The organism is Kitasatospora sp. NPDC127121, from assembly GCF_042677305.1.
Lineage (GTDB): Bacteria > Actinomycetota > Actinomycetes > Streptomycetales > Streptomycetaceae > Kitasatospora.
In genome coordinates, this window is sequence record NZ_JBHXTQ010000029.1 from 49,776 (window position 1) to 70,997 (window position 21,222).

18 protein-coding genes and 1 riboswitch are annotated in these 21,222 nt (G+C 73.7%); of the genes, 7 read left to right on the forward strand and 11 right to left on the reverse strand.

Features of this window, described 5'->3' with window-relative positions:
• Positions 1-35: 35 nt before the first annotated feature.
• The gene (locus ACFVHI_RS16940) at positions 36-1,859 is read right to left on the reverse strand and encodes a S1C family serine protease (RefSeq protein ID WP_380339934.1); all 1,824 of its coding nucleotides are present in this window, start codon (positions 1,857-1,859) and stop codon (positions 36-38) included.
• 303 nt (positions 1,860-2,162) lie between these two features.
• Positions 2,163-2,310, forward strand: a riboswitch (TPP riboswitch).
• A gap of 124 nt (positions 2,311-2,434) precedes the next feature.
• Between ACFVHI_RS16940 and ACFVHI_RS16945 the strand changes: the two genes are divergently transcribed.
• The 4 genes from ACFVHI_RS16945 (at position 2,435) to ACFVHI_RS16960 (ending at position 6,611) form a co-directional block, all read left to right on the forward strand.
• A complete protein-coding gene (locus ACFVHI_RS16945) occupies positions 2,435-3,769 on the forward strand; it encodes a cytosine permease (protein WP_063348570.1) in 1,335 nt (444 codons plus the stop codon).
• Positions 3,770-3,848: 79 nt separating this feature from the next.
• Positions 3,849-4,673 (forward strand): glycerophosphodiester phosphodiesterase, encoded by an 825-nt coding sequence (locus ACFVHI_RS16950; protein WP_380339937.1) that lies wholly within the window; start codon positions 3,849-3,851, stop codon positions 4,671-4,673.
• 305 nt (positions 4,674-4,978) lie between these two features.
• Positions 4,979-5,521, forward strand: coding sequence for an ATP-binding protein (locus ACFVHI_RS16955; protein WP_380339940.1), 543 nt, complete (start codon positions 4,979-4,981; stop codon positions 5,519-5,521).
• A gap of 106 nt (positions 5,522-5,627) precedes the next feature.
• The gene (locus ACFVHI_RS16960) at positions 5,628-6,611 is read left to right on the forward strand and encodes a DUF5926 family protein (RefSeq protein ID WP_063348567.1); all 984 of its coding nucleotides are present in this window, start codon (positions 5,628-5,630) and stop codon (positions 6,609-6,611) included.
• Between the two features lie 206 nt (positions 6,612-6,817).
• Here the strand turns inward: ACFVHI_RS16960 and ACFVHI_RS16965 are convergent, their stop codons facing one another.
• Complete coding sequence (locus ACFVHI_RS16965; RefSeq protein ID WP_380339943.1) at positions 6,818-7,495, reverse strand: bifunctional DNA primase/polymerase; 678 nt, start codon at positions 7,493-7,495, stop codon at positions 6,818-6,820.
• A gap of 613 nt (positions 7,496-8,108) precedes the next feature.
• Between ACFVHI_RS16965 and ACFVHI_RS16970 the strand changes: the two genes are divergently transcribed.
• Together ACFVHI_RS16970 and ACFVHI_RS16975 are read left to right on the forward strand one after the other, a co-directional pair.
• Positions 8,109-9,545: a PP2C family protein-serine/threonine phosphatase gene (locus tag ACFVHI_RS16970; RefSeq protein WP_380339946.1), complete on the forward strand. Its 1,437-nt coding sequence runs from the start codon at positions 8,109-8,111 to the stop codon at positions 9,543-9,545.
• Between the two features lie 136 nt (positions 9,546-9,681).
• Positions 9,682-11,181, forward strand: coding sequence for an aminopeptidase P family protein (locus tag ACFVHI_RS16975; protein ID WP_380339949.1), 1,500 nt, complete (start codon positions 9,682-9,684; stop codon positions 11,179-11,181).
• 52 nt (positions 11,182-11,233) lie between these two features.
• Here ACFVHI_RS16975 and ACFVHI_RS16980 read toward each other — a convergent pair whose 3' ends face one another.
• Entirely contained in the window at positions 11,234-12,688 is a 1,455-nt protein-coding gene (locus tag ACFVHI_RS16980) for a hypothetical protein (RefSeq protein ID WP_380339951.1), read from the reverse strand.
• Entirely contained in the window at positions 12,685-13,359 is a 675-nt protein-coding gene (locus ACFVHI_RS16985) for an RNA polymerase sigma factor (RefSeq protein WP_244293415.1), read from the reverse strand. The genes ACFVHI_RS16980 and ACFVHI_RS16985 overlap by 4 nt, the downstream gene beginning before the upstream one ends.
• 233 nt (positions 13,360-13,592) lie before the next feature.
• Here ACFVHI_RS16985 and ACFVHI_RS16990 point away from each other — a divergent pair, with 233 nt between their 5' ends.
• Complete coding sequence (locus tag ACFVHI_RS16990; protein ID WP_380339954.1) at positions 13,593-14,651, forward strand: helix-turn-helix domain-containing protein; 1,059 nt, start codon at positions 13,593-13,595, stop codon at positions 14,649-14,651.
• Between the two features lie 97 nt (positions 14,652-14,748).
• Here ACFVHI_RS16990 and ACFVHI_RS16995 read toward each other — a convergent pair whose 3' ends face one another.
• From ACFVHI_RS16995 to ACFVHI_RS17025, 7 genes are all read right to left on the reverse strand, one after another.
• A complete protein-coding gene (locus ACFVHI_RS16995) occupies positions 14,749-15,522 on the reverse strand; it encodes a MerR family transcriptional regulator (RefSeq protein WP_380339956.1) in 774 nt (257 codons plus the stop codon).
• A 119-nt stretch (positions 15,523-15,641) separates the two neighbouring features.
• Entirely contained in the window at positions 15,642-16,868 is a 1,227-nt protein-coding gene (locus ACFVHI_RS17000; RefSeq protein WP_380339959.1) for a hypothetical protein, read from the reverse strand.
• 170 nt (positions 16,869-17,038) lie between these two features.
• Entirely contained in the window at positions 17,039-18,244 is a 1,206-nt protein-coding gene (locus ACFVHI_RS17005; protein ID WP_380339961.1) for an LPXTG cell wall anchor domain-containing protein, read from the reverse strand.
• Between the two features lie 348 nt (positions 18,245-18,592).
• Positions 18,593-19,171 (reverse strand): flavodoxin family protein, encoded by a 579-nt coding sequence (locus ACFVHI_RS17010; RefSeq protein ID WP_063348561.1) that lies wholly within the window; start codon positions 19,169-19,171, stop codon positions 18,593-18,595.
• An 86-nt stretch (positions 19,172-19,257) separates the two neighbouring features.
• Positions 19,258-20,142, reverse strand: a complete 885-nt coding sequence (locus ACFVHI_RS17015; RefSeq protein WP_380339963.1) for an NAD(P)-dependent oxidoreductase — start codon at positions 20,140-20,142, stop codon at positions 19,258-19,260.
• A gap of 83 nt (positions 20,143-20,225) precedes the next feature.
• Complete coding sequence (locus ACFVHI_RS17020; RefSeq protein ID WP_063348559.1) at positions 20,226-20,639, reverse strand: hypothetical protein; 414 nt, start codon at positions 20,637-20,639, stop codon at positions 20,226-20,228.
• Between the two features lie 43 nt (positions 20,640-20,682).
• Entirely contained in the window at positions 20,683-21,099 is a 417-nt protein-coding gene (locus tag ACFVHI_RS17025) for a PPOX class F420-dependent oxidoreductase (RefSeq protein WP_107453052.1), read from the reverse strand.
• Between the last annotated feature and the right edge of the window lie 123 nt (positions 21,100-21,222).

The window sequence follows — 21,222 nt, forward strand, 5'->3', positions numbered from 1 at the left end:
GGGGTTCGGTGCACACCGTTTCGTGCGGGTGGGGGTCAGCTGTCGCCGTCCCGCTGGCCGAGGGTGACCTTGGTGTTGAACTGCTGGCCGTTGCGGGTGTACTCGACGTCGACGGTCTCGCCGGGCTTGTGCGTCCAGATCCGGCTGACCAGGGCGGGGCCGTTGTCGATCGGGACTCCGCCGAGCTTGGTGATGACGTCGCCCGGCTTGAGACCGGCCTTGTCGGCGGCGCCGCCGGGGGTGACGGCCGGCTGGCCCTGGATGTCGCGGGTCTGGATCTGCGCGCCGTCGCCCTTGTAGTCGTCGTTGCGCAGCACGTCGAGCTTGGCGTAGACCGGCTTGCCGGTCTTGATCAGGGTGTCGGCGACCCACTTGGCCTGGTTGATCGGGATGGCGAAGCCGAGGCCGATGCTGCCGGCCCGGCCGTTGGCGGAGGCGTTGGACTGGATCGCCGAGTTGATGCCGATCACCGAGCCGCTGGAGTCGAGCAGCGGGCCGCCGGAGTTGCCGGGGTTGATCGAGGCGTCGGTCTGCAGGGCGTTCATGTAGGAGGACTGGCCGCCGGTCTCGTCGCCGGAGGCGACCGGGCGGTCCTTGGCGCTGACGATGCCGCTGGTGACGGTGGACTCCAGGCCGTACGGCGCACCGATCGCGACGGTGGCGTCACCGACGTTGACCTTGTCGGAGTCGGCCAGCGGAAGCGGGGCCAGCTTGCTCTTCGGCGGGTTGTCGATCTTGATCACGGCGACGTCGTAGCCCTCGGCGTGGCCCAGCACGGACGCGTTGTAGGACGTGCCGTCGGCGAACTTGACGGTCAGTTTGCCGCCGTTGAGGGTCGGCGCGACCACGTGGTTGTTGGTGAGGATGTGGCCCTCGGTGTCGAAGACGAAGCCGGTGCCGGTGCCCGACTCGCCGTTGCCCTGCGCCTTGATGGTGACGACGCTGGGCAGCGCCTTCTGCGCGATGCCGGCGATCGAGCCGGGGGCGGGCTCGTTCTTCTGGGTGTTGCTGGCCTGGACGGTGGTGCTGCGGTGGTCGTCGGCGCTGTTGGTGCGGTCGTTGCGGTCCGCGACGGTCACGCCGAGCGCCCCGCCGGCCACGCCGGCGACCAGCGCGACGGCGGCGATCAGGGCGACCAGGCCGCCGCGCTTCTTGCGCGGGCCGCCGGGGCCGCCGGGGTAGTCGGCCGGGTAGCCGAGCGGTCCGGCCGGGCCGCCCGGGTAGCCCGCGCCGCCGCCGGCGTCGTGGGCGGCGCCCCAGCCGCCGAGCGGCTGGCCGGCGCCGAACGGGTGGTGGCCGGGCGCGGGGTGCGCGGCGGGCGCGCCGGGGGCGGCCGGGGTGCCGTACGGGTCGTGCGGGCCGGCGGCGGGGACGCCGTGGGCCGGGGTGGCGTACGGGTTGGCACCCGGCGGCAGGGCCGGGCTCTCGGCGACGGGTGCGACAGGTGCGACGGGTGCCGCCGGCGCGGCCGGGACCGGCGGGGCGGGCGGCAGGACCGGCGGCGGCGCGTCGATGTAGCCGGTGGCGGCGTCGACCGGGGCGGCCGGCGCGTCGGCGACCGGCGCGGCCGGGGCCTGCGGGGCCGTCTCCGGCGCGGGGACCTTGGTGAAGGCCACGGTGGGCTGGTACCCGCCCTCGGCCGGAACACCATCGGTCGGCGCGCCTTCGGTCGGCGCGGCCTCAGCCGGTGCGGCCTCGGCGGCCGGCGCGGCCGCGGGCTCGGGGACCCGGCCGAAGGCCAGTGTCGGCTGGTGCCCGCCCGAGGCGTGGCCGTCGGAAGCGGGAACAGCCGCCGCCTGGCCGCCCGAGGGCTGCTCCCCCTGCGGCCCGGTGGGCCCAACCTCGCGCTCGGTGCTCACGAACGACCTCCATAGCTGACAGAACCAAGGACCATAGTTTTTCGTACTGCCGATTCGATTGCCGTAAGGACCCCTCTGAATAACTCATAAGAATCCTTAGCCGCCGCCGACAGCCGGGCCGCCGACCAGGCTGTCCTGCGCCGACGACCGAGCCGGCGACCGAGCCGACGAGCAACTCGACGGCCGAACCGGCGACCAGGCCGACGACCGGAGGCTCCCCCACCTCCGCCGGACGTCCCGCGATGCGGGCCGCACACCCCGTGGCCTTGGCGTTCACCCCCGGGCCGGTTAGCCTGTCGCTCACAACTGACACGCGGGAGCTTGGACCGACCAGGCTGAGAGTGCGCTGGTCGACCGTACGCCACGGGATCGTGGGCGGACCGTCGAGGGGGCGCAGACCGCCGGAACCTGTCCGGGTAATGCCGGCGTAGGGAGTATCGGCCATGTCGCCTGCTTCGCCATCCTCTTCTTCGGGCGCGCCCGCGTCCAAGGGTTTCCCCGAACCGTCCCCGACCGCTCACGACGGTGACAGCGGTGACAGCGGTCTCCCGGGCCCCACCGACACGGCGACCGCCGTGCTGGACCGCCCGGAGCGTGCCGAGGCGCCGCTCGTACTGGACACCGAGCCGCCGCGCACGCTGCGCTTCCGGGACCACTTCGCGCTCTGGATGAACCTGGGCGTCAGCCTGATCGGCTTCTCCACCGCCGCGACCGTGCTCGGAGCCAAGGGCAGCGAGCTGTCGCTGGCCGCCGCGGTGACCGCGATCGTGGCCGGCACCGTGGTCGGCACCGCGATGCTCGGCGTGGCCGCGCTGATCGGGGCCCGTACCGGTGCGCCCGCGATGGCGAACCTGCGCGGGCTGTTCGGCACCCGGCTGTCGTACGTCCCGACGGTGCTGAACATCGTCCAGTGCGTCGGCTGGGGCGTGTTCGAGCTGCTGACGATCGCGGCGGGCGCGCAGACCGTCGCCCACACCGACGGCTACCGCTGGCTGTTCGTGCTCCTGGCGGGCGCGCTGACCACCGCGCTGACCATCTGGCCGCTGGGCTCGATCGCGGTGCTGCGCCGCTTCGTGGCCGGTGCGGTCGCCGTCGCGATGGTGTACTTCACCGTCCAGTTGGGCCGCCAGGGGGTGCCCGACCCGGGCGCCGGCAACTGGCACGGCTTCCTGGGCGCCACCGACGCGATGATCGCGGTGTCGATCTCCTTCGTCCCGTTGGCCGCCGACTACACCCGGCACTCGCGCACCGCGCGCTCGGCGTTCTGGGGCAGCTTCTCCGGCTACACGATCGCCCAGGTCTGGTGCTACGTGCTCGGCCTGATGGCCCTGCTGCAGTCCGACGGCGACCCGAACAGGATCTTCGACTCCTTCCTCGGCGTCTGGGCCGGCTGGCTGTTCCTGCTGGTGCTGGTGCTGCGCGAGACGGACCAGTCCTTCGCCAACGTGTACTCGACCGCGATGTCGGTGCAGAACCTGCTGCCGAAGGTGGACCGCCGGGTGCTGACCGGCGGGATCGGCCTGCTGATCACCGTGCTGGCGCTGCAGATCGACAAGTTCACCGACACCTACACCAACTTCCTCGGCCTGATCGGCTCGGTCTTCGTGCCGCTGCTGGCGGTGCTGGCGGTGGACTACTTCTTCGGCGCCGGCCGGTACGGCTGGAACCTCTCCGCCGACGCGCCCTCGCGCCGCCTGATGCTGCTGCCATGGGTGCTGGGCTTCGCGGTCTACCAGTTCATCGCGCCGACCGCGGTGGCCGGCTGGTGGACGGACTTCTGGACCTCCGCCCAGGACGCCCTGCACTTCACCCCGCAGGAGTGGACGTCGGCCTCGCTGTTCGCCTTCCTGGTGCCGGCCCTGGTCACCTGGGCGCTCACCCCGCTGACCCGCAGGGCGGCGCGGAGCTGACCGACCGGCACCGAAGACGGCCCCGCGGATTGGGGCCGTCTTCGCCTGCGCGTCACTTCCGCCGCCTATCGTGGGGCCCGTGACCAGCACAGACCCGTCCTCGACGGCGGCGCGCACCACGCCGCCCGTCCAGGTGATCGCCCACCGCGGTTCCTCGCACGCCCTGCCCGAGCACACCCTGGCGGCGTACCGGCGCGCGCTCGACGAGGGCGCGGACGCGGTCGAGTGCGACGTCCGGCTGACCGCCGACGGCGAGCTGGTCTGCGTGCACGACCGCCGGATCGGCCGGGTCTCCAACGGCCAGGGCACCGTCTCGGCGATGACGCTGGCCGAGCTGGAGGCGTACGACTTCGGCGCCTGGAAGACCGGCCGCCCCAGCACCGACCCCGAGCTGCGCGGCGTGCTGCGGCTGGAGCGGCTGCTGGAGCTGGTGGTGGACTGCGGCCGCCCGGTGGACCTGGCGATCGAGACCAAGCACCCGGTGCGCTACCGCGGCCGGGTGGAGGCCGAGCTGCTGCGGACGCTCGAACGCTTCAAGATCGGCGCGAACCGGGAGGGCGAGCGCCCCTCGGCCCGGATCATGAGCTTCTCCTCGGTGGGGCTGGACCGGGTGGCGGCCTCGGCGCCGGAGTACCGGCGGGTGTTCCTGTTCGAACGGACCCTGCCGCTGCTCGGCCGGCTGCGCCCGGGCTCCCCGCTGCCGGGCGGGGCGCGGATCGCCGGGCCGGGCATCGACCTGGTGCGGGCCCGCCCGCAGCTGGTGACGCGGCTGCGCGAGCTGGGGCACGAGGTGCACGTGTGGACCGTGGACGAACCGGCCGACGTGGAACTGTGCCTGGAGCTCGGGGTGTCCGCGATCATCACCAACCGGCCCGCCGAGGTCCTGGCGCAGCTCGGGCGGTGATCCGCCGTCGGGCGGCGGGCCGCCCGCAAATCCACCCGCAAAGCCCGGACACAACCTGATCGTTCTGGTCGGCAGTCAAACCTTCCGGGCCCGTTATTGCCGGAATTCATGCACCGGGGCGACGCAGGGTGAGCACGGAATGACCTCAGGTCCACCCTCGGTCGCAATCGCTTGAAATGTCCTCGCGGGATCGTCCGGCGGTCGTTTCCGACGCATTACCAAGGGGCATCTCTCCCTCGGCATACGCTGAAGGAGGTCCGGGGGTGGCGTTGATGGTGGCGCGTGAAGTGCCGACTTCATCGACCATGGCAGTGCCGCACGGCCCGGCGAGTGTCGGGGTCGCACGGCGCCGACTGCGTCGAGATCTCGGCGACCGGCAGATACCGGAGCCGGTCATTGATGATGCCGTATTGATCCTTTCCGAACTGCTGAGCAACGCCTGTCGGTACGCCCGTCCGCTCGGCCCGCTGCGGGCCCTGGGGCGCGGCGCGCGGGCCGAGGTGGTGGACCAGCTGCTGGTCGGTGTCCCCTCCGGAACGCACCCCGCACCGGGCGGCCGGGAGCGCGAGGAGCACGGGAGCGGAACGGACGGCGGCGTGCTGGTCCGCTGGCAGCTGCACGCCGACGGCGTGCTCACCCTGGAGGTCACCGACGGCGGCGCGACCACCCGGCCGCTGCCCGCCGGCCCCTCGCTGACCTCGCGCGGCGGTCGCGGCCTGAACATCGTCGGCCAGCTGGCCAGCGACTGGGGCGTGCGCGACGCGCCCGGCGAGGTGACGGTCTGGGCGGCGCTGCCCGCCCGGGCCCGGCACGCCCGGCGCACCGGTGGTGACGCCCGCAGCGCCTGAACCGACGCGCGCCCCCCACCCGTCCGCCCGGCGCGTGCCCGCGCGCCGGGGGAACGTCAGTAGGCTGCCCGGAGCAAAGGACCACCGTTCCCGGGAGAGCCGCACCATGGGCAAGAAGGCCGCCAAGAAGGCGCCGCAGCGTCAGTCCACCACCGCCGTCACGGGCGAGGTCCCCGTGGTGGGGGCCCGCGAGAACTGCCCCTGCGGTTCGGGCCGCCGGTACAAGGCCTGTCACGGCCGGGAGGCCTCGCACGCGGTGCAGGAGCTGGTGCACCGCCCGTTCGAGGGCCTGGCGGGCGAGGCCGACTGGGTCGCGCTGCGCGAGCTGGTGCCCGCCGCCACGGTGCCGCTGACGCTGGCCGCCGGGGTGGCCGAGGGCGCCACCGGCGACGTCCCGTCGGTGACCCTGGCCACCGTGCTGCCGCTGGCCTGGCCGGCCCTGCGCCGCCAGGACGGCTCCATCCTGCTCGGCCTGCAGACCCAGTCCTCCTCCGGCGACCTCAGCCGCGACCTCGCGGACGCCCTGGAGCTGGCGCTGGCCACCGAGCCGGGCAACCCGGTGCCGTCCCGCCGGACCGAGGCGGGCGGACGCCGGCTCCAGGACCTGCTGGACGTCAACGCCGCGTTCACGCCCGCCGTGCACACCGGCTTCGAGTTCTGGCTGGAGGACGCCGAGACCGCGACCGGCGAGGTCGCCGCCTCCCTGGAGCGCGCCAACGCCTCGGCCATCCCGACCGAGAAGCTGGCGAGCGCCGACGCCGCCTACTGGTGCGGCACCCCCGACAAGAACCACCTGCGCTGGGTGATGACCGTGCCCGAGGAGCGGCTGCTGGACGCGCTGGCCCGGTTGAGCGCCGCCGACCAGTCCTCGCTCGGCCCGGACACCCGCCTGGTCGGCTCGTTCCGCGCGCACGGCCTGACCGTCCCGGTCTGGGACCTCCCGCTCGCCATGACCGCCGCCGACTGCGAGAAGCCGGCCGCCGAGTTCGCCGAGCGGCTGGCCTCGGTGCTCGCCGACGAGACCCCGTTGACCGCCGAGGAGCGGCGCGCCCGCGCGAACCTGGTGAACCGTCAGGTCACCTTGAACTAAAGCGCCCGGGATCCGGGTGATACGCGTCACATTGTCGCCATGAAGCCGCAATTTCCGGGCGGGCAGGGCCTCTTGGAAATTGGCGCGGGCGCGGATCCTTGTTACTGTCTAAAGAGTCCGGCCGCTGGTGCATCCCCCGTCGCCAGCGGCCGGATCTTTTGTTTTCCGCAGGGCCCCGACGAGCGGCCCGGGAACGGACCGGCGGATCAGTACGCCGAGCGACCGCTGTCCAACCGGACCGTCGCCTCCACCAACTCGCCCAGCAGCGGCCCGACCTGCGGCAGCCACACCCCGCCGTCGGCGTCCGGGCACGGGGCCAGCACCCAGCGCACCCGGCCGGCCGCCCCGCCGGGCGGCAGCGGCAGGAAGCCGTCCACCCCGTGGTAGCGCAACGAGCCTGGCACCCAAGGGAGTTGAGCGAGCATCTCGCCGAGCGCGTCCAGCGAGTACGGGGCCACCAGCAGCGCGTACCGGCCCGGCATCGCCAGCACCGGACCGAGCGGCAGCCGCAGCGCGCCCAGGTAGACCAGCGCCCGGGCGCCGGCCGCCGCCGGCAGGCTGACCGCCGAGACCACCGAACCGGTGGCGGCCAGCACCGGAGCGTCCGGGCTCTGCCGCTCCCACCACCAGCGCACCATCCGGGCGTCCGTGGTGGCGGCCAGCAGCGACGGGTCGTGCGGGTGCGCGCCCGGCACGACGCAGTCCTGGTCGCCGCAGGAGCACTGGCCGCCGCGCAGAACGGCCCCCGGCACCACGGGCCAGCGGTGGTCGACGGCGGCCGTCAGGGCCGCGGCGAGCCGGGCAGGGCGCTGACGTGCGACGTCGTCCTGGACGGGGTGGTGGGGAGTGGCGGGCGGACACGGATCTTTCGGGTTCTCACGCATGGCGCTCGTTCCTTTCCCTGACCGCTCGGTTCGCTCCGGCCCGTCGGCACCGCCGGGACTCGTCACGCGGACCCGCGGTGGCACGGCCCCGGCGGCGCGAAGGGGGGCGGGCGGCATGGCGGGCGGCGCGGCGACGACGTGGATCACGGTGTGGAGCACGACATGAGAAGGGCCGCGCACTGAAACAGCCCCTGGAACGAGAATCCCGTATGCGACCGGATGGACGCCGCCCGGGCGCGCTTGGTTCCACCGTACGAGTGAGAGACTTCCGGCCAGCCCGGGTCCCGGGCGGCGCGGGCATACGATCCGGACGGCCGCCGGGTCCGTCCCCTCCGTTCTGCCCGCTCCCGGTCCCCTCCATGCCTCCCGACCGGACCGGCGCGCGGCCAGGCCGTACGCGCCCCCCGACCGGGTCTCGCGGATGTGGAACAGGCCACCGCGTCGTCCTGGATCTGGACATGCCCCAAATGGCCTGTGTAGAAGTGGTGGCATTGCTGTCGATCAATGACGAGTAGTAGCGAATCGAGGCGAAACGCGCCCTTTGGCCGTCATCGCTCCACACCGGCCGTACCTGGGGGTTCCGCATGGCACGTAGCACGTCAGGAGTGGCGGCATGACCGAGTCCCACCCGTCGTCGTCGACACCCTCCGAGCCGGGCGAGCCCGGCAGCGCCGGCGGGCTGACCGTCCTCGACCCACCGGGCTTCCCCGGCCCCGCCGACGCGCAGGACGGCGCGGCGGACGTCCGCACGGCACCGGCCGCCGGGGTGCAGGACCGTTTGGCCGGACGACTGTCCGATTTCACCAGCCTGCACCGGCACACCGAACAGCTCGCCCGCGCCCGCGGCCTCGCCGCCACCCTGGACACCGTCCTCGCCTCCGGCGCCGCCCTGCTCGGCGCCCGCCGCGGCGTCCTGGTCACCCGGATGCCCGGCGGCAGGCCCGGCCAGCCCATCGGCCTCGGCCTCGACCGCGCCAGCCTCGGCGCGCTGGAGACCGTCCCGCCCGAGCAGAGCCTGCTCGCCAGGCTGCTGCGCGAACAGGACCGGCCCGAACGGCTGCACTCCCCCGACCTCGCCGAGGACCCGGCCACCGGCGCCCGGCTGCGCGAACTCGCCACCCAGCTCGGCCTCGGCGGCTGCTACGGCCTGCCGCTCGCCACCGAGGAGGACGGCCCGCTCGCCGCCGCCCTCTGGTTCTACGACGAACCCGCCGAACCCACCGAGCGCCAGCGCGAGCTCGCCCACCGCTACGCCGGGATCGCCGCCCCGCTGCTCGCCAAGCAGCTGGAGGCGGACAAGGTCCGGCGCACCACCGAGGCGCTGCGCCGCGGCCTGCTGCCCGACCGGCTCCCCCAGCCCGCCGGCCTGCGACTGGCCGCCCGGATCATCCCGGCCGGCCTGGACCGCTCCTGCGGCAGCGACTGGTACGACGCCATCCCGCTGCCGGACGGCACCGTCGGCCTCACCGTCGGCTCCGTCTCCGGCGACGGCCCCGGCGCGGGCCCCGGCTCCGCCCCCGGCGCGGCCGCCGCGATGGGCAGGATCCGGGCCGCGCTGCGCGCCTACGCCGTCCTGGAGGGCGAGGACCCGGTGTCCGTCCTCGGCGACCTGGAACTGCTGCTCAAGACCACCGAGCCGGCCCGCACCGCCACCGCCGTCTACGCCTGGGTGGAACCCGAGGAGCGCCGGATCACCCTGGCCGGCGCCGGCCACTGCCCGCCCGTCCTGGTCGGCCGGCACGGCGCCGAGTTCGTGGAGACCTCGCTCTCCGCCCCGCTCGGCATGCTGGCCTGCTGGGAGGCCCCCGGTGTCGAGCTCACCGCCGACCGCGGCGACACCCTGCTGCTCTACACCGAGGGGCTGGCCCGCCGCTGCGGCCCGACCCTGCACGCCGGCCAGGCCAACCTGCGCCGGGCCGCCGCCGACGCCCCGCGCGACGTGCGGATCGACCCGGACCGGCTCTGCGCCCACCTGCTGGCCGTCTGCCCCGACCCCGAGCCCGGACCGGCCACCGACGACCTGCTGCTGCTCGCGGCCCGCTTCGAATAGCCGCCCCGAACAGTCGTCCCGACCCCGAACGGGCGAGCGGCCGGGCGTCCGTACCATGGACGCACGGCCGCCCGCGCGTGTCGCGATCCGACACTCCCCCGAGGGGCGGCGGTACCACCCCAAGGAGGCGTTACACGTGACCGAGGACCGCACGCCCGCAGTGGCCGAGAACCCCGAAGCCGACGGCGGCGACGAGCCGCAGCAGTTCAAGGGCCGCAAGAACGGCCTGTACGGCGAGGTCTCCGACGAGCTGGCCGCCTCGATGAAGACCGGCTGGGCCGACACCGACCTGCACGGCCTCGTCCCGGTCGCCCAGGCCCCGTACGCGGCCGAGCGCCGCGCCCGGCTCTCCGCCGCCTACCCCGGCGAGCGGCTGGTCGTCCCGGCCGGCAACCTGCGGGTGCGCTCCAACGACACCGACTACAGCTTCCGCGCCTCCAGCGAGTACGTGCACCTCACCGGCGACCAGACCGAGGACGCCGTGCTCGTCGCCGAGCCCACCGGCGACGCCGGCCACGAGTTCGCCCTCTACCTGCTGCCCCGCTCCGACCGCGAGAACGGCGAGTTCTGGCTGGACGGCTACGGCGAGCTGTGGGTCGGCCGCCGCAACAGCCTGGGCGAGCAGGAGCAGCTGCTCGGCCTGCCGGCGCGCGACGTGCGCAAGGCCGCCGAGGAACTGGCCGGGCGCACCAAGGACTCCGCGGTGCCCACCCGGATCGTCCGCGGCTACGACGCCGGCCTGGAGGACACCCTGGCCGACGTGCTGGACGCCGACCGGGACGCCGAGTTCAAGGAGTTCCTGAGCGGCCTGCGACTGGTCAAGGACGAGTGGGAGGTCGGCGAGCTGCGCGCCGCCTGCGACGCCACCGTCAAGGGCTTCACCGACGTGGTCCGCGAGCTCGGCCAGGCCGTCGCCACCTCCGAGCGCTGGATCGAGGGCACCTTCTGGCGCCGCGCCCGGGTCGAGGGCAACGACGTCGGCTACGGCACCATCGCCGCCGCCGGCCCGCACGCCACCACGCTGCACTGGGTCCGCAACGACGGCGACGTCCGCCCCGGCGAGCTGCTGCTGCTGGACGCCGGCGTGGAGACCCACACCCTCTACACCGCCGACGTCACCCGCACCCTGCCGATCGACGGCCGCTTCAACGACCTCCAGCGCAAGATCTACGACGCCGTGTACGACGCCCAGGAGGCCGGCATCGCCGCGGTGAAGCCCGGCGCCCGCTTCCGCGACTTCCACGACGCCTCGCAGCGCGTGCTCGCCGAGCGCCTGCTCGCCTGGGGGCTGCTGGACGCCTCGGCCTACGACGTCGAGAAGGTCCTGGAGCTGGGCCTCCAGCGCCGCTGGACCCTGCACGGCACCGGCCACATGCTCGGCCTCGACGTCCACGACTGCGCCCACTCGCGCCGCGAGGAGCACGCCGACGCGCTGCTGGTGCCCGGCATGGTCCTCACCGTCGAGCCCGGCCTGTACTTCCAGCAGGACGACCTGACCGTGCCGCAGGAGTACCGCGGCATCGGCGTCCGGATCGAGGACGACATCCTGGTCACCGCCGACGGCAACGAGAACCTCTCGGCCGGCCTGCCGCGCCGCGCCGACGAGGTCGAGGCCTGGATGGCCTCGCTGGCCTGAGCCACCCGCCGAGGGCCCGGCCTCCCCGCGGTGGGGAGGCCGGGCCCTCGTCTCACTTGGTGACCTTGACGGAGATCTTCTTCTCGCCGAGCACGGTCAGCTTGCTTCCGTTGTACGGAAGCGTCACCTGCGCCGAGACCGGCATGTCCCCCGGGCCGTTCCCGGCGCCCAGGGTCAGCCGGTAGGTGACCTTCCTGGTCTGCCCCGGGGCCAGGGAGAACAGCGACGCCTGGTCCGCCACCGCGTAGCCCATGTCGCTGCCCGGCCCCATCGGCGCCGGCCGCCAGGTGTCGCCGTCCTGACGCTCCAGCTTGCCGTCGTTGGGCCCCTGTACGACCTGCACCGGCGGCGAACCCGGGTAGGGCTCCGTGACGACCAGCGGCTGCAACCGGCCGTAGGTGTTCTGGCTGGTGTTCCGGAAGGTCACCGAGAAGGTGACGGCCGAACTCCCCGCCGTCAGCTGCTGACCGGCCGCCAGGCCGTCGAAGCTCACCGCGATGTCGTTCCGGTTGGCCTCCGTGGGCGGCGCCTGGCGGCCGCTCAGGTCGAGGGTGTTGACGATCGTCATCAGTCCGGGCTGGTAGTCGGCCTTGAGGCCGATCGCCGCGACGGACACGAAGTCCTTCGGCAGGGCCCACATCTGGGCCGTGAAGGCGTCGCCGCCGCAGTTGATCTGCCACTGCGACTTGCGTGCGGCACGGCCTGCCACGGTGGGTGTGCTCCTGGTCGGGCCGACACTGTCGATCTGTCCGCTCCTGGCGAGCGTGGGGGAGTAGGACCACGCCGGGCACCAGGGCTGCGTGGACCAACCGCTGTCGGAATCCAGGTCGGGCAGCCTCGGCCAGGCCTCCGACTCCTGGTCCAGGACCGTCAGAAGCACGCCGTGCGGCAGGCAGTCCCCGGCCGACGCGTCCTGCGGAGCACTCGGGCTCAGGATGCAGAGGCTGTTGGCGGCGGGATCCGGATTGACGGCCCGCCAGCCCGGCGGGATCTTGAACTTGACGCCCCGGAAGGGGTACGTCGTCCCGGCCGGCGCGGTGGTGGCCGGGGTGGTGGCGGGGGTGGTGGGCGGCGCCGTCGTCCGGGTGCCGACCGACGTCGGGTCGGAGAGCGGGGCCCCGGTCTCCGGGTCGGCGGCGGGACTGCCGGTGTCCGGCGAGGGGGCCGTGGGGGTCGGGGCGGCCGTCGGTTCGGGGGTCGGGCTCGGCGAGGTCGTCGTGGTGGCGGCCGGCGGGGGGACGTCCTTCCTGGCCAGCGGGTCGCCGTGGAAGGTGAGCAGGCCGATCGCCAGGGAGGCGGCCAGCGCGAAGACCGGCACGGCGGTCAGGTACACCGGGCGCAAGCGCCGCACCCGGCCGCGCGGCGGTTGCGCCGGGCGCAGGTCGTGCGCGGTGATCAGCGAGGTGCGGGCGTTCATCGCCTCGCGCAGCAGCCGTTCGGTCGCCGTCTCGGCTGGCCCGTCACCGTCTCGGCCTCCGCTCTCGCGGCCGGGGAGCTTGTCGGTCATCGAACCTTCTCCAGATGCTTTTCCAAGGCGTCCAGGGCCCGGCTGGCAGTGGACTTCACGGCGCCCCGGGACAGCCCCAGGGTCTCGGCGATCTGCGCCTCCGACAGGTCGGACCAGTAGCGCAGCACCAGCACCTCGCGCTGGCGGGGGGTCAGCTCCTGCATGGCCGCGAGCACCCGCCGGTGCTCGTCGTTGAGCACCGCGTGGTCCTCCGCGGAGGCGGCGTCGGGCTCGTGCGGCGGGACGTACTCGCGGGCGGTCTTCCGGCGGCGCAGCACCGACCGGGCGCCGTTGACCACCGCGGTGCGCAGGTACCCGAGCGCATTGTCCAGGTCGTCCAGGTGCTCGCCGTACCGCTGGTAGAGCTGGGTGAAGGCCTCCTGGACGACGTCCTCGGCCAGGTCCTGGTGGTCGACCAGGAGGACGGCCATCCGCACCAGGCCCAGCCGGTGGGCGTGGTACAGGTCGGTCAGGGTGGGCCGGTCCTCCGCGGGCTTGCGCCCGCCGCGCAGCAGCCGGAAGCCGGAACGGCGCTGCGCCGCCTGCTCGTCGCCCGGACCGGCGGGCACCTCGTCGGCCTCCTGCGCGCCGAACAGCACGGCGACCACTCCGCGAACGGAGAAACCGCGCCCCCTCGTCGGCCCGGCGATCGGCCCGATGGCCATGGACATGCACGTTTCCGCTTTCCCCCGGGACGGTGGCGGCTCTCGCCGGACCGTCAGGACTCCTGATCAAGATCGTGATCGGGGAGATCCTGACAGCCGCCCTCGGCCCGCCCCTCTCCGCCCCCGTACCAATGGACGTGTGACCGGGGTGGAGGTTGCAGGTGGATTCGAGCAGATTCCCGGCCGGCCGGAACGGCTACACTCACCGCCATCCCGCCACCCGTCAGCAGGGGGTCCGCATGACCGAGCAGCACGTCGAGGGCCCGGTCGGCACCGGGCCGGGCCCGGTGCCCGTCGCCATCGGCACCCGCCCGGAGCCGGTGCACCACGTCGCGGTGTACGCCTTCGCGGGCATGGCGCCCTTCGAACTCGGCGTGGTGGTGGAGGTGTTCGGGCTGGCCCGGCCCGAACTGGGCGGCCTGCTGGCAGCGCCCTGGTACGGGCTGAAGGTGTGCGCCGACCGGCCCGGAACGGCGTTGGACGCGGTGGGCGGGTTCGCGCTGACCGCCCGGCACGGGCTGGACGAACTGGCCTCGGCCGACACCGTGGTGGTCCCCGGGGTGCCGAACGCGTTCAGCGGCGCGGTCTCCCCCGGGCTGGTCACCGCGCTGCGGACGGCGCACGAGCGCGGCGCCCGGATCGTCTCGATCTGCTCGGGCGCCTTCGCGCTGGCCGCCGCCGGACTGCTCGACGGGCAGGAGGCGACCACCCACTGGCGGTACGCCGACCTGCTCCAGCAGCGCCACCCGGACGTGCGGGTCAACCCGGACGTGCTGTACGTCGACAACGGGAACGTGCTCACCAGCGCGGGCAGCGCCGCCGGGATCGACCTCTGCCTGCACCTGGTCCGCCGCGACCACGGCGCCAAGGTCGCCAACAGCGTGGCCCGCCGCTTCGTGGTGGCGCCGCACCGGGACGGCGGGCAGGCCCAGTTCATCGAGGCCGCCGTCCGCCCGGTCGAGGAGGAGGACGACGGGGTCGCCCGCAGCATGCAGTGGGCGATGGGCCACCTGGCGTCCCCGCTGACCGTCCCGCTGCTGGCCCGCGCCGCCCGGATGTCTGACCGCTCGTACCTGCGGCACTTCACGGCCCGCAACGGCACCAGCCCGATGCGCTGGGTCGTCACCCAGCGCATCGCGGCCAGCCTGCCGTTGCTGGAGTCACCGGAGGGGACGGTGGAGGAGATCGCGGCGGCGGTCGGCTTCGAGAGCGCCGCGACCTTCCGCCACCACTTCGGCCGGGTGATGCGCACCTCCCCGACCGCCTACCGGCGCTCCTTCGGGCGCGGGGTCGCGTAGCCCCCCCGCCACGCGGCCCGGCATCCGGCGTCCGGCGTCCGGCGTCCGGCGTCCGGCGTCCGGCGTCCGGCGTCCGGCGTCCGGCGTCCGGCGGCGACTATGCCTTCTCGTGCCGGTCCGCGTTGGCGAGGATGGCGTCGTGCAGCCACTGCGCCAGGCCCGGGGCGAGGTTCTCGTAGGTGGTGGTCCACCGCGGGTCGGAGACGTACAGCCCGGCCAGGCCGCGGTGGATGGTGAACGTGCAGTCGTAGAAGTTCTGGCAGATGTGCTGCCGGTGCGCCTCGGCGAGGTCCGTGGCGGCGGCGCCGTCGGCGGGTTCGCCGGCGGCGAGCGCCTCGACCAGGCGGGTGTTGAGGTCGGCCATCTCCGTCTGGATCCGCTGCCAGTCGGCCTTGTCGTAGCCGCCGGTGCGGCGCTGCGACTCGGCCCAGGCCGCGGTGTCGCCCCAGCGCTGTTCGGCTTCCTGCTCCCACTCCTCCTGGTAGCCCTCGCCGAAGATCTCGAACTTCTCCTCCGGGCTCAGCTGAATGCCCATTCTTCGTGCCTCCATGGCGTGTTCGACGGCTGTGGCGAGGTCCTGGAGGTGCCTGATCCGGTCGGTCAGCAGTCGGTGCTGCCGCCGGAGGTGCTCGCTCGGGCTGACCGAGTCGTCGTCCAGGATCGCCGCGATCTCTTCCAGGGGGAACCCGAGTTCGCGGTAGAAGAGGATCTGCTGCAACCGGTCGAGGTCGGCGTCCTGGTAGCGGCGGTAGCCGGTCCGGGTGCGGCCCGCGGGGGACAACAGGCCGATCTCGTCGTAGTGGTGCAGGGTGCGGACGGTCACCTTGGCGATCTTGGCCACGGCGCCGACCGAGTAGCCCTCGCTGCTCATCCGGGTTCTCCCTTCGTGCTGGCCACCAGCCTCCGCTCTCACGCCGCGTGAGGGTCAAGCCGTCCTCGGGAGGGAGGGCACCGGCGCCGTGACTGCGCCCGTGCCTGTGCCTGTGCCGGTCAGGCTCCGGTGCCGGTCAGGACGCGCTCGCGCCGCCGGGAGGAACGGCGCCGCCCCTCGCCGTCCGCCGGGGTCCGCGGGCGGCGCGTCTGCTGGGTGGGCCAGAACAGCACGTACGCGGCGGAGACCACCACGAAGGCCAGCCGGACGAAGCCGCGGCCCGCGTCGGACGGGATGAACAGCGTCCCGCCGTACAGCGCGGCCAGCGCTATCCAGCTCCACCACGGGACGAGCCGCTTCTGCCCGACCGCGTCCCAGAGCAGGGTGCCGAGCAGGATCGAGGCCGTGTAGTAGGTGTAGACGCTCGGGTCGAGCAGGATCCGGGCGTCCGCACCGAGCAGCACCACGGCCGGCCAGCGGCCGCGCCAGACCGCGATGGTGCCGAGGCCGAGGCCGAGGGCGAACTGGGTCGGACGGTCCCACCAGGGGGTGGCCGGGTCGGTCACCCCGAACCAGCGCAGTGCGGAGGCCGGCTGGTTGGGGATGGTGAACTTGGCGGCCGCCAGGGTGTCCAGATTGCCCAGGTAGAACGGCAGCCAGGCGATCGCCACCAGTCCGACGAACCAGAGCGCGCTGCGCAGCCAGGCGGGCCTGGGCAGCGCCAGGATCAGCGGGGCGAAGGCGATCGCCCACGGCTTGGAATCCACCGCCAGCGCCAGGTAGACGCCGACCATGGTGGGTTTGCCGCGGGCCAGGGCGTGCACGGCGAGGGTGGTGAAGAACAGCGCCAGGACGTCGTCCAGGTGCGCGAAGCGGACCGAGACCTCGACCCACATCGGGATGAACGCCAGCCCGGCGATCAGCAGGCGCTGCTGGAGCCGGCGGTGGTTGGTGCCGGTGCCCAGGTAGTACAGGGCGGCGGTGCGACCGATCAGGACCAGCATCACCAGGCCGAGCCCGGACATCGCCGCCTCGGCGATCAGCTGGCCGGTGTGGGCCGAGAACGGGGCCGTGAGCCGGGCCACGGCCAGGCTGACCGGGCCGATCTGCAGCTCCGGGTGGTGGGCGTAGAGCGCCAGCCCGCCGTCCGGGTGGTCGCTGAAGAGCAGCTGCTCACCCTGGCGCAGGTAGTGCCAGGAGAAGCCTCCGCTGGGCTCGACCAGGAAGAACCAGAGCACCGTCCAGGCCACCAGCAGAACGTGGTGCCTGCGCAGCGGCAGCCCCGCGATCCGCCCGGTCGCCGACTCGTAGTCGGTGGCCGTCCGTGCCGTGCGTGATTCCCGCACCTGTCCCTCTCCCCGCCGGTTCCGCCCCCCTCCGGCCGGACATCCTATGTGACGGAGGCGTCCCGCCCGCGCCGCCCGGAGGTCCGTCGAACGGACGGCCGGGCGGCGCGGACGGTTGTCAGGCGGGTACCGCCTCGGTGTAACGGCTGGAGCGCGCCTTGCGGCCGCGGTCAGCCCTGCTGGGCCGACTTGCGGCGGCGCAGCGCCACGAGGGTGCCGACACCGGCGAGCAGCACGGCGCCGCCGGCCACGGCGATGGCGGTGGTGTCGTCACCGCCACCGGTCTGGGCCAGGGCCTTGTCGCCGTTGTCGGCGGCGGCCTTGGCCTTGGTGACGGCGGCCGGGGTGAGCGGCGGCGGGGTGAGGGTCGGGACGGCCACCGGGAAGTCGATCGGGCCGGCGGTGTCGCCGTTGCCGTCGGCCGGGGCCGGGGCGGAGGTCGACGCGGAGGCGGAGCCGGACGGCTCGCCCGTGGTCGGGGTGGTCGGGGTGGTCGGCGGGACCGAGGGCGACGGCGTGGTCGGTTCGGCGCTCGGGGTGGCCGAAGTGGAGGTGGTGGCCGTGGCCGTGGCCGTGGCCGTGGCGGTCGGCGACGTGCTCGCGGTCGCCGAGTGGGAGGGCGTCGGCGAGGTGGAGGTGGTCGGCGAGCGGGAGGCCGTCGGCGAGGTGCTCGCGGTCGGGCTGGGCTTGCCGGTGTGGGTCGGGGTGATGGTCGGGCTCGGCTTTCCGCCGCCGCCCGCCTTGATCACGAAGCCCGCGCCGCGGACGCCGTCGCAGCTGAGGTGGCCCCCGTCGACCGGCGCGTGGGTCTCGTCGTCGAGCTCAGCGGAGAACACCACCGGGACGACGCCGGCCCGGCCGAGCGGCGCCTCCGAGGCGAAGGAGACCCGGACCTTGATCGAGAAGCTCTTGCCGCGGTTCACGACGAGCAGGTCGTCGTCGGTGGGGTTGCCGTCCTGGCCGAGGGCGCCGAGCAGGGTGAGGACGGACTTGTCCTTGTCCTCGCCGCCGTCGGCGGCGACCGAACCGGTCTGCCACTGGCCGCCGGGCAGCTGGTACTGGACCTTGAGGTCCTTCGCCTTGAGCGAGCCCGCCTTGTTCTTGAACTTGAGCAGCGGGAGGAAGAGGAAGTCGTGCTTCGTCGAGTTGTCGATCTTGAAGGTGAAGTCGCGGGCGTCGCCGCCGGCGATGAAGGTGCCGGGCACGCCGTTCACCGAGAGGTCGAGGCTCTGGTGGGAGGCCTTGCCGGCCGCCTGGGCGGCGGCGGACGGGGAACCGGTGGTGCCGACGGCCATGGCGCCCTGGGCGCCGGACAGCACGAGCGAGGACGCGAGCGCGGCGACGCCGGCAAGGGCAAGACTGCGACGTATGGACAAGGGAGACCTCACGGAAGAGTCCGGGCGAGGCCCGGGGCGCGGCGGGGCGGGCGGCCGTGGACGCCTCGAACCCCTCGCGAAGCTTGAAAGTCCGACGGAGATTACCGAAGGATCCGGCCACTCCGGAAGGCGGGTGTCACGCTGGGGACCGCTCACGGGACGGGAGTGCCCGAATCGCCCAATTCCGTCCTGCAGTAAGGCTTTTGCTCTTTGCCGAAAGATGACCGGAGAGTGACGGGTACACGCCCGGAGGACCGTATCGCACGGCCTCACGTGGCGTGAAGCGATCGGTTGTGTGAACGTCTGGTGAGCGCCCGTGTGAGCGCCCGCCGGAACGGGTACGCGGGCTCAGCCCGTGAAGAAGGACTTGGCCGCGATCAGCGCCCGCTCGTCGCGCAGCACGTCCCCGGGGCGGGTGCCGTTGCCGAGCAGCGCGCCGCCCCAGCGCATCCCCATGTACTCGGCCGTCAGCCGGAGCGTGCCGATCAGCGGTTCGGCCTTGTCGTCCTCGGTGGCGAGGGCGGTGACGCCCCAGATGGTGCCGCCGCGCATCCGGGCACGGAAGTCCGCCCCGGGCTGCCGGAGCCAGGACGACCAGTGGTCGAGGTAGAGCTTCGCGCTGGTCGGCAGCGAGTACCAGTACAGCGGTGCGACGAAGACCAGGTCGGTGGCCGCCGACGTGGCGTCCAGCAAGGTCCGTTCATGACCGACCGGCTCGGGGTAGCGGCCGTCCCCGACGTGCCGCAGGTCCTCGAAGGGCGGCAGCGGGTGCTCGCTCAGCCGCAGCCAGCGCTGCTCCGACCCGGCCGGCAGGCTCGCCTCGGCGGCCAGCCGGGCGAGTTGCTCGGAGTTGCCGCCGGCACGCGAACTGGCGTCGAGGAACAGAAAGGTGCGCGGCGCCTCGGCGCCGGCCGGCTGGTCGGCCATCGGAACTCCCCCGGTCGGTGGTGCGGATGGAGGTGCGAGCACCCCCCGCACCCCGGTTATTCCACGTCCGGGGCCCGGGAGTTCACTCAGGCGGGCAGGCCGGCCCGGCGCCGGGCGACGGCCGCGACGGCCGCCCAGTCCTTGTCCGCGTCGCCGTGGGCCAGCGCGTCCAGGAAGGCGTCCCGCAGGACGCCGCCGAACGGGAGCGGGACGTTCCGCGCGGCCCCGGCCTCCAGGGCCAGGCCGACGTCCTTGAGTCCCAGCGGCAGTCTGAACCCGGCCGGCTCGTAGCGGCGTTCGGCCACCATCGCCCCGTAGCCGGAGTAGACCGGCCCCGGGAACAGCGTGCCGGTGAGCATCTCGACCAGGTCGGTCGGCCGGACGCCGTGGGCCTCGGCCAGGCTGCACGCCTCGGCCATCGACTCGATCGCGCAGGCCAGCAGGAAGTTGGTGCTGATCTTGGCGGTGTTGGCCTGCCGCGGGCTCGCACCGAAGTGCCAGGTGCGCTCCCCCATCGCGGCGAACAGCGGTTCCGCGCGGGCCAGCAGCTCCGGCGCGCCGGCGGTCAGGATGTTCAACCGGCCAGCCGCCGCGACCGGCGGACGGCCGAGGACCGGGGCGGCCAGGTAGCCGATGCCGTGCTCGGTGTGCAGCACCTCGGCGCGCTCGGCGAGCCCGACGGAGACGCTGGCCATGTTGACGTGCAGGGTCGTCGCGGCTCCCGCGAGCAGGGCGGGATCGAGCAGCAGCCGTTCGACCGCCTCGTCGTTGGCGAGCATGGAGACCACGGTGTCGGCGGCGTACACCTCGGCGAGCGTGCCGGCCGCCTCGGCGCCCTCGGCCACCAGGGCGGCCACCGGCTCGGGCGAGCGGTTCCAGACCCGGACGGCGTGGCCGGCCCGCAGCAGGCTGCCGGCCATGCCCCGCCCCATCGCGCCCAGCCCCACGAAGCCGATCGTCGCCCCGGCCATCGCACACTCCCGTCGCCGTCACCGTCACCGCATTGCGGATGACTGTACGTCAGGAGACGGTGGCCCCTGCGTACTGGACGGACTCACGCGCAGGCGCGCTCCGGCAGCCGGACGCGGCCGCGCTCCAGCTCGGTGACCACCCGGTGGCTCAGCAGCTCGTACTGGGCCTGGAGCCGGCCGGGGCGGGCCGGGCGGGCGACCGGACGGCCGGGGCTGACCAGTTCGTCCGGCCCGAACTGCTCGCGGGTGAGGTCGATCTCGATGCCGGTGGCGAAGCGGTTCCACCAGTGCAGATCCGTCCGGATCCCGCCGACGTGCACCTCGCCCATCATCAGCTCGCCGCCCAGCAGGTCGTGCACCACCATCGCCGTCACCCCGCACTGGCCGCGGGCGGGATTGTCGGGACGCCAGTGGGCCAGATCCTCGGGCGCACAGGTGTCGACACCCCAGGAGGAGCGGATCGCACGTTCGATGTCGTTGAGGGTCCACGCCGTCATACCGGGAAGCCTGCCATGCACCACTGACAGTGGCACCGGCTTTTCAGAGGGCCACCCCGTGTTCTGCGGAGACCTTCTCGATCTTCACCCGAACGAGCAGTTCCCCCGGCACGCCGTTCCGGGCCCCGTACTGCTCCGCGACGTCCTCCCCCATATACCGGGCGGCGATCCGGGTGGCCCAGGCGCGCACCTCGGCCAGGTCCTCGCTCAGCCGGGCGGTGCCCTGCACGAGGACGTACGCGAAGGGCGGCCGGTCGTCGTCCACGCAGATCATCACCCGGCCGTCGCGGGCCAGGGTGCGGCCCTTGACGGTGCCCGCACCGGTGTTGAAGACGAGCTCGTCGCCGTCCAGCAGGAACCAGACCGGCGCGACGTGCGGGCGGCCGTCGGCCCGGGTGGTGGCGAGCTTGGCGGTGCGGGTGCCCTCGGAGAGGAACGCCCGCCACTGGTCATCGGTCATCGTCGGCATACCGCCCATCCTGGCCGGGGGGGGCGCCCCCCCCCCCCCGGGGCGCGCCCGCCGGCCCCCGGGGCCCGTACCCCGGGGGGGGGCAACCCCCCCCCCCAACAGACGCGGCCCGCG